The 12,367-nt window shown below is 63.1% G+C and carries 10 protein-coding genes; 7 read left to right on the top strand and 3 right to left on the bottom strand.

What is annotated here, in order from left to right; all coding sequences use genetic code 11:
• From CN311_RS13975 to CN311_RS13965, 3 genes are all read left to right on the top strand, one after another.
• A partial coding sequence (locus CN311_RS13975) for a copper resistance D family protein (protein WP_208866490.1) occupies positions 1 to 668 on the top strand: 668 nt, incomplete at its 5' end.
• Between the two features lie 252 nt (positions 669 to 920).
• On the top strand, positions 921 to 2,348 hold the full coding sequence (gene gndA, locus CN311_RS13970; protein ID WP_097574323.1) for an NADP-dependent phosphogluconate dehydrogenase: 1,428 nt from the start codon (positions 921 to 923) through the stop codon (positions 2,346 to 2,348).
• A 289-nt stretch (positions 2,349 to 2,637) separates the two neighbouring features.
• The gene (locus CN311_RS13965; protein ID WP_097574322.1) at positions 2,638 to 2,871 is read left to right on the top strand and encodes a hypothetical protein; all 234 of its coding nucleotides are present in this window, start codon (positions 2,638 to 2,640) and stop codon (positions 2,869 to 2,871) included.
• A 278-nt stretch (positions 2,872 to 3,149) separates the two neighbouring features.
• On the opposite strand, the gene CN311_RS13960 is transcribed toward CN311_RS13965, so the two are convergent.
• From CN311_RS13960 to CN311_RS13950, 3 genes are all read right to left on the bottom strand, one after another.
• Complete coding sequence (locus CN311_RS13960) at positions 3,150 to 5,207, bottom strand: TRAP transporter permease (RefSeq protein ID WP_097574320.1); 2,058 nt, start codon at positions 5,205 to 5,207, stop codon at positions 3,150 to 3,152.
• Between the two features lie 86 nt (positions 5,208 to 5,293).
• Positions 5,294 to 6,283: a TAXI family TRAP transporter solute-binding subunit gene (locus CN311_RS13955; protein WP_097574319.1), complete on the bottom strand. Its 990-nt coding sequence runs from the start codon at positions 6,281 to 6,283 to the stop codon at positions 5,294 to 5,296.
• Positions 6,284 to 6,643: 360 nt separating this feature from the next.
• The gene (locus CN311_RS13950; RefSeq protein WP_097574317.1) at positions 6,644 to 7,693 is read right to left on the bottom strand and encodes a LacI family transcriptional regulator; all 1,050 of its coding nucleotides are present in this window, start codon (positions 7,691 to 7,693) and stop codon (positions 6,644 to 6,646) included.
• 406 nt (positions 7,694 to 8,099) lie between these two features.
• On the opposite strand from CN311_RS13950, the gene CN311_RS13945 reads away from it, so the two are divergent.
• The 4 genes from CN311_RS13945 to CN311_RS13930 all read left to right on the top strand — a co-directional run bounded on the left by CN311_RS13945 (position 8,100) and on the right by CN311_RS13930 (position 12,359).
• Positions 8,100 to 9,338, top strand: a complete 1,239-nt coding sequence (locus tag CN311_RS13945) for an ABC transporter substrate-binding protein (protein ID WP_097574316.1) — start codon at positions 8,100 to 8,102, stop codon at positions 9,336 to 9,338.
• 105 nt (positions 9,339 to 9,443) lie between these two features.
• Positions 9,444 to 10,337 carry a carbohydrate ABC transporter permease gene (locus CN311_RS13940; protein WP_097574315.1) on the top strand — a complete coding sequence of 298 codons (894 nt, stop codon included), beginning with the start codon at positions 9,444 to 9,446 and terminating at the stop codon, positions 10,335 to 10,337.
• Entirely contained in the window at positions 10,330 to 11,259 is a 930-nt protein-coding gene (locus tag CN311_RS13935) for a carbohydrate ABC transporter permease (RefSeq protein ID WP_097574314.1), read from the top strand. The genes CN311_RS13940 and CN311_RS13935 overlap by 8 nt, the downstream gene beginning before the upstream one ends.
• Positions 11,260 to 11,261: 2 nt before the next feature.
• The gene (locus CN311_RS13930) at positions 11,262 to 12,359 is read left to right on the top strand and encodes an ABC transporter ATP-binding protein (RefSeq protein ID WP_097574313.1); all 1,098 of its coding nucleotides are present in this window, start codon (positions 11,262 to 11,264) and stop codon (positions 12,357 to 12,359) included.
• Positions 12,360 to 12,367: the final 8 nt, after the last annotated feature.

The following is a 12,367-nucleotide window of genomic DNA, read 5'->3' as shown; positions in this document are numbered from 1 at the left end:
CCTGCCGGTTCTCGCAAGCGATCCTGCCCGTCGTTGCGGTGCTCGTCGCCACCGGCATCGTGCTGGCCGTCATCCAGGTGCAGATGCCCGCAGCGTTGCTCGGGACAGCCTATGGCCGGCTGCTGCTGGTCAAGCTGGCGCTGCTGTTCTTTCTGTTCACTCTCGCTGCGACCAACCGCTGGAAGCTCACTGCTCCGGCTGAAGCGGGAGAGACCGAAGTCCAGAGGCGGCTGGTCCGCTCGATCGGCGTCGAGATGCTGATCGTGCTGGCGATCTTCGGCGTGGCCGCCGGCTGGCGCTTCACGCCGCCGCCGCGCGCGCTGGCGATTGCCGCCGCACAGCCGGCATCGATCCATATCCATACGCTGAAAGCGATGGCCGACCTCAGCATCACGCCCGGCCATGCCGGGCCCGTTGCCGCCTCGATCGTCGTCATGACCGGCGATTTCGGCCCGCTCGACGCAAAGGAGGTGACCTTAGTGCTGTCGAAGCCCGATTCCGGCATCGAACCGATCAAGCGTCCGGCGACCAAGCCCGGCGATGGCACATGGCGCGTCGACGATCTTGTCATCCCGGTTGCCGGCCGATGGACGGCGCGGCTCGATATCCTCGTTTCGGATTTCGAGATGGTCAAGATCGAGGCGCCGATCGATATCCGCGCTGAGTGATATTCAGGTGATGCCGGCCTGCGAACGGCGGCTTCCTGCGCTTCCGGTGCTCACGTACTTCAAGTACGCTCCGCTCCGGTTCTCGGAAGCCACCGCTCTCGGCACGGCCTGACCTGAATCTCACTCAGCGTGACCCGACACAATTCGGCGAGGCGGTTGACGCGGCCGCGAAGGCCCGTCATTCATCAGGGAACAACGGGCAGCGCCGCAAATCGCCACCTCGACAAAAGATCCGCAAGCAGGGAAGAAACGATGGAAAAAGCCGAAATCGGCCTGATCGGCCTTGGCACGATGGGTTCCAACCTGGCGCTCAATATCGCCGAGCACGGGCACCGCATCGCCGTCTTCAACCGCACCAGGGCGCGCACCGACGCCTTTGTCGAAAACGCCGGCGCGCTGAAGGACATGGTGGTGCCTTGCTACAGCCTCGAGGAACTCGCCGCCGCGATCCGGCCGCCGCGCCCGATCATCATCATGGTGCTGGCCGGCAAGCCGGTCGACGAACAGATCGCGTCCCTGCGCGGCGTGCTGTCGGCCAACGACATCGTCATCGATGCCGGGAACGCCAATTTCCGCGATACGATGCGGCGTTTCTCCGAACTTTCCGGCTCGGGCCTGACCTTCATCGGCATGGGTGTGTCGGGCGGCGAGGAAGGCGCTCGCCACGGTCCCTCGATCATGGTCGGTGGCACCGAGGAATCGTGGAAACGCGTCGAAAAAGTGCTGACCGCGATTTCGGCCAAGTTCAGGGACGAACCCTGCGCGGCATGGCTCGGCACCGACGGCGCCGGCCATTTCGTCAAGACAATCCATAATGGCATCGAATATGCCGACATGCAGATGATCGCCGAGATCTACGGTATCCTGCGCGACGGCCTGGGCATGGGGCCGAAGGAGATCGGAAATGTGTTTGCCGGCTGGAACAAGGGCCGGCTCAACTCCTACCTGATCGAGATCACCGCCAAGGTGCTGGCCGCCGACGATCCGAAGACCGGCAAGCCGGTGGTCGACATCATCCTCGATCGTGCCGGCCAGAAAGGCACCGGCAAATGGTCGGTGATCGAGGCGCAGCAGCTCGGCATCCCCGCCACCGCGATCGAAGCGGCGGTTGCCGCGCGCGTGCTGTCGTCGATCAAGGACGAAAGGCTGGCCGCCGAAAAGGCCTATGGCAACGGCGGCGTGACCAGGATTTCCGGCGACAGGGACGCGCTTCTCGGGGATCTCGAACTGGCGCTGTTCGCCGGCAAGATCGCCGCCTACGCGCAGGGCTTCGCTGTGATGAGCGGCGCCTCGAAGGAATTCAACTGGAACCTGCCGATGCCGACCATCGCCAAGATCTGGCGGGCCGGCTGCATCATCCGCTCGCAGATGCTCGACACAATGGCGGAAGCCTTCGGCGCCGGTGGCGCTTCGACCAATTTGTTGATGGCGCCGGCCTTCATCACGATGATGCAGGACGCGCATCCGTCGCTCCGGCGCATCGTGGCGCGAGCATCGGAGGCTGGCGCGCCCGTGCCGGCGCTGTCGTCGGCACTTGCCTATTTCGACAGCTATCGCCAGGGCCGCGGCACCTCGAACCTGATCCAGGCGCAGCGCGATTTCTTCGGCGCGCACGGCTTCGAGCGCATCGACGGGCCGGGCGCCTTCCATGGCCCGTGGGGCAGTGGTGCGGCAGGTTAGCGCCGCGACTTGGACCTAAGCTGGTTCCGCAAAAGTGTCCCACGGTTTTGCGGCGAGAACCCGCGACAGATCAAAGACTCTAAGCAGGCATTCGTGGGCCAGCCCAGGAATGCCTGCTTAGGGTCCAATTTTGCGGTTGCCAGAAAGCCGACATCTCCAGCGACCAACCGGGTGTCGGGTCGCGCCAGGAACCTGCTATGCCGGTAGCGACGATTGGCGGTCTTATCGGTATCGGCGGAGCCGCGAATCTGTGGTAAGCCGCCGCTCAATCAACCAAAGGACGACATTTGTGAGCGAACCGACCGTGGCCCAGGCGACCGAAAGTATCTATGCCTCGCTGCGGGCGGACAATGCCGACATCGACGCACATATCGCGACGCTTAAAGCGGCGCTGACACGAGAAGGTATAAAGCAGGCGGTGTTCGATCCGACCAGGTTGGCGCAGAACAACCGCTCGGGGCGCAAGTTGATGCAGGCCTATTTTCGGCAGCGCGGCGTGAGCGTGAGGTTTTCGGACCAGTAGAGTCTGGTGACCTCAAGCGCGCCGTTGGGAATTTTCGGGGCCGGTCCGGCGGTTCGCCATCTGGACGTCGGGACTGGGCCTTATGCCGGTCGTCGCCAAGGTCATCGCCCCTTCTCAGGAGCAGACATCTTCGCGGCTATGCTGAAGCTCGCTCGGCGCCGAGAACCCGCAGCAGAATGTCATGGACTCGATGGTCCGCCCTCTCATCTTCCCGTCCGCCCACCGCGCATATGCACGACGTCGAAACCCCGGGAAGGATTGCGCTGGAGCGGCGCTGATCAGGCTGGTTGCGCCTCTTCGGTGTGGCGTGCGTTCCAATGGCGCAGCAGGACCGGGACGAAAAGCGCCAGGCCGAGTAGTGAGGAATAGAGTTCGGGTGCCACCAGAAGCAGGGCGGCGAACACCAGCAGCACGTTCTCCCACGGGCGTGTGCGCACCAGAAGGTAGCGCGACAGCGCGGCGCCCAGGCAGGTGATGCCCAGCACGCAGCCGAAAAAGGCGAGGAAGAAGTTCGGCCAGGTGAAATCCTTCGTCACCAGCAGCAGGGATGGCGAGAAGACGAACACGAAAGGAACCAGTGCCTTGCCCATCCCCAGCCGGAAGGCGGTGTTGCCGGTCTTGAACGGGTCCGCCCCCGCCATGCCAGCGGCGGCGTACGCCGCCAGCGCCACCGGTGGCGTGATGTCCGCCAGCAGTCCGTAATAGAACACGAAGAAGTGGGCGACGATCGGCTCGGTGCCGAGCATGACAAGCGCCGGCGCTGCGATCGTCACCATGATGATGTAGTTCGCGGTCGTCGGGATGCCGCAGCCCATCAGGATGCAGACGACGCCGGTCATGATCAAGGTGAACAGCAGGGTCAGGCCCTGGGCCGAGAAGATCGCCTCGGGGATGAAGGTGCCGAACAGAAGGGAAAGGTGTCCAGCCGTCGATGTGACGATGTAGGACAGCTTGAAGCCCACTCCGGTCAGGGTGACGACGCCCACGACGATGCCGACGGTTGCGGCGGCGGCTCCGACGGCGAGCGCATATTTGGCGCCGTCGCGCAGGCACATCACAATGTCGGCGACCGACATGCGCCGGCGCGGATTGAGCAGGCCGACGAGAATACACAAGGTGATGCCCCAGAAGGCGGCCATGTAGGGCGTGTAGCCCGAGAGCAGCACGCCGATGAGGACGATGAGCGGGATGATCGTCGGCCAGTCCCGCTTCAGCGCCTCGACGACGTCGGGCATCTCGTCCGGCCTGAGCCCCCTGAGGCCGGTTCGCTTGGCCTCGAAATGTACCTGCATGAACACGCCGAAGAAGTGCATGAAGGCGGGCACGATGGCGGCCAGGATGATGGTCGTGTAGGGCAGTTCGAGAAATTCGATCATCAGGAAGGCCGCCGCGCCCATGATCGGCGGTGTCACCTGACCGCCGGTCGAGGACGCCGCTTCCACCGCTGCGGCGAAATGTTTCTTGTAGCCGAGCTTGATCATCGCCGGGATGGTCAGCGAGCCGACGGTGACGGTGTTGGCGACCGACGAGCCGGAGATCATGCCGAACAGCGCCGAGCCGAAGATCGACACCTTGGCGGGACCGCCGGCGTAGCGGCCGGCGACCCACGCCGCGCAGTCGAGGAAGAGCTGGCCGAGGCCAATGCGGGTGGCGAAGACGCCGAACAGCACGAAGTGGAAGACGTAGGTGGCGACGACGCCGAGCGCGATGCCGTAGATGCCCTGCGTCGTCAGATAAAGGTGATCGACAAGCTGGGAGACGGACGCGCCGGGGTGCACTAGAATGCTCGGCATGTACCGCCCCAACAGCGCGTAGGCCATGAAGACGACGGCGATGATGGGCAGCGGGATGCCGACGGAGCGGCGCGTTGCCTCCAGCAGAAGCAGGATGAGGATAAGGCCGAACACCACGTCGAGCGCCGTGGGATTGCCGACGCGGAAGGCAAGGTCGTCGAGCGGGATCATAGGCACGTGCATGACGACGACGACCGCTGCGATCGCCAGCAGCCAGTCGAAAAGGGGTATGCCGAGCGGCCGCAGCAGGCTGGACTGCGCGGGCTGGTCGTAGCTTTTCTTCACCAGCGGGAAGACGAGGAAGATCAGCGCCAGCACCATCGACAGGTGGATGCCCCGGTGCAGCATTTCCTGCAGCAGGCCGAAGCCGGCGGTGTAGTAGTGAAACAGTGACAGCGCCACCAGGAGGAAGCCGACCAGCCAGCCCGCGACACGGGTCAGTGGCCGGAAGCGGATTTCGGAGTCGAATTTCTCCTCCAGTTCGCGAGCCTTCTCCTCGTCGAACTCCATTGCGGAAAGCTTGATCTTGTCGTCGTCGCTCATGGCCGGTTCCGTGTCCTGAATCTCCAGACAAAAGAGGCGGAAAGCATGCCTTCCGCCTCGTTGTTGTCAGCCGGTCCAAGTGGCTCCTATTTCAGGGCGCCGACTTCCTTGTAGAATTTCTCCGCGCCGGCATGAAACGGAATGCCGGCGCTGGTGACCGCGTTCTGGAGCGTGATCAGCTTGCCCTTGGCGTGGCCTGCCTGCAGGGCCTTCTGGGTCTCGTCGCTGTAAAGCGATTTGACGATCTTGTAGACGAGGTCGTCGGTCTGCTTGGCGCTGGTCACCCATTGCGCGGCGACGGAAATGGTCTTGGTTTCGCCGACATTTTTGTAGGTGCCTTCCGGCACGGTGTCGGTGGAGAAGAACTTCTGCTCGGACAGCAGCTTGTCGGCTTCGGGGCCGGTGATCGGCACCAGCGTGATGTTGTTGGTGGTGGCAAGCTCAACGATGGCGCCGGTCGGATAGCCGCCGACGAAGAAATAGGCGTCCATGGCGCCATCCTGTAGCCGCTCTCCGGCCGGGCCAGGCTTGAGATATTCGGGCTGCACGTCCTTCTCGCTCAGACCGTAAGCGCCAAGCACAAGTCGCGCATCGACGATGGTGCCGGAGCCCGGCTCGTCAAGGGAGACGCGCTTGCCCTTGAGATCCGCCACCGACTTGATGCCGGCGTCGGCACGCGCGACCAAATGGATCGTCTCGGGATAGAGCGTCGCGATGAGGCGCAGGTCGTCAACCTTGGGCTTGCCCTCATAGAGGCCGGTGCCCGAATGCGCCCAGTAGGCGACGTCGGATTGCGTGAAGCCCGATTCGGACGCGCCCGACTGGATGGCGCTGATGTTGGCTACCGAACCGTTGGAGGACGTGGCGGTGGCGACCAGGCCTTCGACGCCGGCCGGCCCCGTTGCCGAGATGGCGTTGGCGATCAGGCCGCCCACCGGATAGTAGGTGCCGGACGTTCCGCCCGTGCCGATGCGGAAAAATGCCTGCTGCGCGCGTGCCGGCGAAAATCCGGCGGCAGCCAGCGCCAGAGCGCTCGCGCCTATGGAAAAGGTGCGGCGGTTGATCGAAATAGTCATGCTACCTCCAGTCTAAAGACCGGCAGGATGTTGCAGCAGCCCAGGTGTTGTCAACCTGCGCGCGCCTTTTTGAGAGCGGATCGGTCCTCGCGGGCTGGGGCTATCGGCTGTTGCTGGCCGGGGCGCATCCTAAATAAGTGCAAATTCTGAACAAGCACCAAAATTCGATCTGAGACTTCATCATTGGTTGAACGGCAGTAATCCGCATCCTTTCGCCAGAATCTTCCTGTCTGAATTCGACCCCAAGGCTGCCAGTTAGCAGCGCGCATTTTGTAGCCAAGTGGAACTACTTGGCTGCAAAATGCGGTTAAGACAAATAGATTGAACGGGATGCCCGGTTCAATTTGAACGTATCCGGCTCTAGTCGGGGCGGTGATAGGCCACAACCTCGCCAGGCAGGCTCAGCGACTGCAGAGAGCCAGGCTCCGCGCCGCCGATCCAGCCCAGCACGGAACGGGCGAGTTCGGAGCCGGCCAGCCGGAAGTTCTCGTTGACGACCAGCAATTCGCGCCGGAACAGATGCAACAGTTCCGAGGACTGTTTGGACACCACGTCGACATCGCGGCCGAGCTTGAGGCCGGCGTCCTCGATGCCGGCGACGATGGCGAGAGTGGCTGCGGCGGCGCTGCTGACGAAGCCGTCCGGCCGGTCCTGGCGGCGCATCACTTGCGCCGTCCGCATCCTGATCTGCTCGATCGAGTGGTCGATCGAAACGGTATTGAACGGCACCTCGCTGGCGCCGACCTCGCTCAGCGCATCGGTGAAGCCGTTCACCGTGTGGCCGTGATAGGTCAGGCCGACAGGCGGCGCCAGCAGAGCCAGCCTGCGGCGGCCGATGCCCGCCAGATGGCGCACCGCCTCGGCCGCGAACGCGTAATTGTCGAAATCATGATAGGGGTGGACCAGCCCCATGTCGGTGCGGCCATGCGTGGCAAAGGGGATGCCGCGCTCCAGCATGTAGCGGGCTCGTGAGTCGTTCGGCTGGGCGCGCGAAATGATGACGCCGTCGGCGGAACCTGTTTCCACGAGATAGCGTATCGGGTCGAGCGGATCCTGCGAGCGCGAGTAGGGCGTGACGATCAGGTGATAGGGGGTGTCGGCGATGACTTCCGAGACGCCGTAGATGATATCGGAGACGAAGCTCATGATCTCGCGCTCGGTGTTGAGCACGAGGCTGATGACGTTGGTCTTGCCGGTCCTCAGGCGCACGCCGGCGCGGTTCGGCCGGTAGCCGATCTGCCTGGCGACGAGCTGGACGCGCCGCCTGGTCTCGGCGCCGATCTCGGGCGCGTCCTTCAGCGCGCGCGAGACGGTGGTGACCCCCAGCCCGGTCATGAAGGCGAGCGTCTTCAGCGTCGGCCGGCCCGGCGCCGACGTCTCGTCGTCCTTCTCAGTTTGATGTCTGTCCATTCGTCCCGCCCGTCAGGCGCATAGCAGTTGCCGGGCAGGCCGGCAATCGGCGGACCGCGGCTATCGCGGTTCTCCTCCGATCTGGATTGCAATATACTGAAACGTTACAGCTTGTCACGACCACGCGAGGAACGACCCTGACAGGTATCATATGGCCTTGGGTGCCCCTGGGATGGAAAATGGTTAGAAATCAGCGCTCAAGGCGCATCAGCCAAGTTTTTTGGCGGCTTTCATCATTTTGCGGTGCAGTTCCGTGTGCTGCGGCGCACAAAAACGCTAATCGGCGGTGCGATTTTGTTCGGGCTCCGAAAAAAAATTGACCGCCCCTTTGCCCGAAGGGTTGCGCGCATCGCGCAATTGCCGTATCGAAAATCTGTAACGTTTCAGATTCTGGGAGGAAACCGAAATGCGATACAAGTTCCTGACCGCTGCGTTTGCGGCGACGGTCGCGCTGAACTTCGCCGGCCCGGCGAGCGCAACCGATCTCGAAGTCACCCATTGGTGGACTTCGGGCGGCGAGGCGGCGGCGGTTGCCGAACTGGCCAAGGCTTTCGATGCCACCGGCAATCACTGGGTGGATGGCGCCATCGCCGGGTCCGGCGGCACGGCGCGGCCGATCATGATCAGCCGCATCACCGGCGGCGATCCGATGGGCGCGACCCAGTTCAACCACGGCCGCCAGGCCGAAGAACTGGTGCAGGCCGGGCTGATGCGCGATCTCACCGATATCGCCACCAAGGGCAAATGGACGGAAGTCGTTCGGCCGAAGAGCCTGCTCGACAGTTGCACCATCGACGGCAAGATCTACTGCGTGCCGGTCAACATCCATTCCTGGCAGTGGCTGTGGCTGTCGAACGCGGCCTTCGAAAAAGCCGGCGTGCCGGTGCCGAAGAACTGGAACGAATATGTCGCGGCCGCGCCTGCGCTGGAGAAGGCGGGCATTATCCCGCTCGCCGTCGGCGGGCAGCCCTGGCAGTCTTCCGGCGCCTTCGACGTGCTGCTGGCGGCGGTGGGCGGCACCGACACCTTCCTCAAGGTTTACAAGGACAAGGATGCGACATTCGCCGCCGGGCCTGAAGTCGCCAAGGTCTTCAAGGCCGCCGACGATGCCCGCAAGATGGCGAAGAACACCAATGTGCAGGACTGGAACCAGGCGACCAACCTCGTGATCACCGGCAAGGCCGGCGGCCAGATCATGGGCGACTGGGCGCAGGGCGAGTTCCAGGTTGCCGGCCAGACCGCCGGCAAGGACTACACCTGTCTTCCGGGTCTCGGCCTGAATGAAGTGATCGCCACGGGCGGCGACGCCTTTTACTTCCCGCTGCTGAAGGATGCCGACAAGGCCAAGGCGCAGGAAGCACTGGCCGAAACCCTGCTCGATCCCAAGACCCAGGTCGCCTTCAACCTCAAGAAGGGTTCGCTGCCGGTGCGCGGCGATGTCGACCTGCAAGCGGCGAATGACTGCATGAAGAAGGGCCTGGACATCCTGGCCAAGGGCAGCGTCATGCCCTGGACGGACCAGCTGCTCTCGCAGGATACACAGAAGCAGAAGGAGGATCTTTTCTCCGAATTCTTCGCCAAGCCCGACATGACGGTGGAGGAGGCGCAGAAGCGCTTCGCCGACATCGTCGGTTCGGCCGACTGACCATTCGACCAACCGCCTCGCTCCGCGCGAGCGTGGCTGGAAGCTCAGGGTCAGGACCTCGGTCCTGATCCTCCCGCCCTTACCCGATCCAGCCCGGCTGTCGAGATGAGCAAGAGCGAACGCCCCAACCAGCTTTTCCGCAATCTCAATGCGAAGGTCGCATCGATCCCGATGATCCTCACCGCGCTGGTGGTGTTCGTCGGCGGCACCGCCTGGACGGTGCTTTATTCCTTCACCAACTCGAAGCTGCTGCCGCGGCTGAGCTTCGTCGGGCTCGACCAATATTACCGGCTGTGGTCGACGCCGCGCTGGCTGGTCTCGATCGAGAACCTCTTGATCTACGGCGTGCTGTCGCTGGTGTTCTCGCTGGTCATCGGTTTCGTCCTCGCCGCTTTGCTCGATCAGAAGATCCGTTTCGAGGACACGTTCCGCACCATCTTCCTCTATCCCTTCGCGCTCTCCTTCATCGTCACCGGCCTCGTCTGGCAGTGGCTGCTCAACCCGGATTTCGGTATCCAGCATGTTGTGCGGGAACTGGGCTGGGAAAGCTTCAGCTTCAATCCGCTCTATGATTCCAGCATCGTCATCTACGGCATATCGATCGCGGCACTCTGGCAAGGGACCGGGCTCATCATGTGCCTGATGCTGGCGGGCCTGCGCGGCATCGACGAGGACATCTGGAAGGCCGCGCGGGTGGATGGGATACCGATGTGGAAGACCTATCTGTTCATCATCATCCCGATGATGCGGCCGGTCTTCATCACCACGCTCGTCATCATCGCCTCCGGCATCGTCAAGGTCTATGACCTCGTCGTCGCCCAGACCAGCGGTGGCCCCGGCATCGCTTCCGAAGTGCCGGCAAAGTATGTCTACGACTACATGTTCTTCGCCCAGAACCTCGGCCAGGGCTTCGCCGCCTCGACGATGATGCTGCTGTCGGTGATGATCGTCATCGTGCCGTGGGCCTATCTCGAATTCGGAGGCAGGAAGCGTGTCTGATCAGGCTGTCCCGTTGCCCCCTGCCGCCATCGGGCGCGAAGCCTTGGGGCCGAGTGGGCCGAAGCCGCGGCATACATTCTCGCGCCGTAATATCTTCCTTTATGGCACGCTCATTGTCGTGGCGCTCTACTATCTGCTGCCGCTCTATGTGATGGTCGTCACGTCGCTCAAGGGCATGCCAGAGATCCGCCTCGGCAACATCTTCTCGCCGCCGCTCGAGATCACTTTCGAACCGTGGGTGAAGGCATGGTCGCAGGCCTGCACGGGGCTCAACTGCGACGGGCTCTCGCGCGGCTTCTGGAACTCCGTGCGGATCACAGTGCCGTCGGTGATCCTGTCCATCGCGATCGCCTCGGTGAATGGATACGCGTTGGCCAATTGGCGCTTCAAGGGCGCCGATACGTTCTTCATCATCCTGATCGTCGGCGCCTTCATCCCCTATCAGGTGATGATCTATCCGATCGTCATCATCCTGCGCGAGATCGGCCTCTATGGTAGCCTGAGCGGCCTGGTGATCGTCCATTCCATTTTCGGCATGCCGATCCTGACGCTCCTGTTCCGCAACTATTTCTCCTCCATGCCGGAGGAGCTGTTCCGGGCCGCGCGCGTCGACGGCGCCGGTTTCTGGGGCATCTATCTCAGGATCATGCTGCCGATGTCGCTGCCGATCTTCGTCGTCGCCGTCATCCTGCAGGTGACCGGCATCTGGAACGATTTCCTGTTCGGCGTCGTCTACACCCGCCCCGACACCTATCCGATGACGGTGCAGCTCAACAATATCGTCAACTCGGTGCAGGGCGTGAAGGAATACAACGTCAACATGGCTGCCACCATCCTGACAGGCCTTGTGCCGCTCATCGTCTACTTTCTCTCCGGCAAGCTCTTCGTGCGCGGCATCGCCGCCGGCGCGGTGAAAGGGTGATAATGACAGCAATCGCCAACCCCAGCGTGTCGATCCAGGACCTGTCGCTGAATTTCGGCGCGATCTCGGTGCTGCAGACGCTCAACCTCGACGTCGCCGAGGGTGAGTTCATCGTGCTGCTCGGGCCGTCGGGCTGCGGCAAGTCGACCTTGCTCAACTGCATTGCCGGCCTGCTCGACATCTCGGACGGCCGCATCTTCATCAAGGGCAAGAACGTCACCTGGGAAGAGCCCAAGGACCGCGGCATCGGCATGGTGTTCCAGTCCTACGCGCTCTATCCGCAAATGACGGTGGAGAGGAACCTCTCCTTCGGCCTGCGCGTCGCCGGCCTGGCCAGGGACGAGATCGCCAAGCGCATCGCGCGCGCCGCGGAAATCCTGCAGATCGAGCCGCTGCTGCAGCGCAAGCCGGCTGCCCTGTCCGGTGGCCAGCGCCAACGCGTCGCGATCGGGCGGGCGCTGGTGCGCGACGTCGATGTCTTCCTGTTCGACGAGCCGCTCTCCAATCTCGACGCCAAGCTGCGCTCCGAACTGCGCGTCGAGATCAAGCTTTTGCACCGCAAGCTTGAAAACACGATGATCTACGTCACCCACGACCAGATCGAGGCGATGACGCTGGCCGATCGCATCGCGGTGATGAAGGGCGGCGTCATCCAGCAGCTCGACGCGCCGCAGACGATCTACAACCGGCCGGTCAACCGGTTTGTCGCCGGCTTCCTCGGCTCGCCGGCGATGAATTTTCTCGAAGGCAGGCTGGAGAAGGACGGCAGCAACTGGCACTTTGCTGTCGAGGATATACGTATCCCGCTCGCGACCTACACCTTCGAGAAGGAACCGACGCCGGGGCCGGCGGTGTTCGGCATCCGCCCCGAGCATGTTGCCTTCAACAGTGGGGCGGGCTGGCCGTTTACGGCTACGACAAGTGTCGAGGTCGTCGAGCCGATGGGCTCCGACACGCTGGTGTGGCTGAAGCTCGGCGGGCAGAATTTCACCGTCAGGGTGACGTCGGAACGCACACCAAACAATGCGGACACGGTGAGCATCGGTTTCGACCCGATGCGCGCCTCGCTGTTCGATGCCAAAACCGGCAACCGCCTTTAAACTCCAAT

Source organism: Mesorhizobium sanjuanii, from assembly GCF_002529485.1.
Taxonomy (GTDB): Bacteria; Pseudomonadota; Alphaproteobacteria; order Rhizobiales; family Rhizobiaceae; genus Mesorhizobium; species Mesorhizobium sanjuanii.
This window is presented reverse-complemented; position numbering and strand designations above follow the sequence as displayed.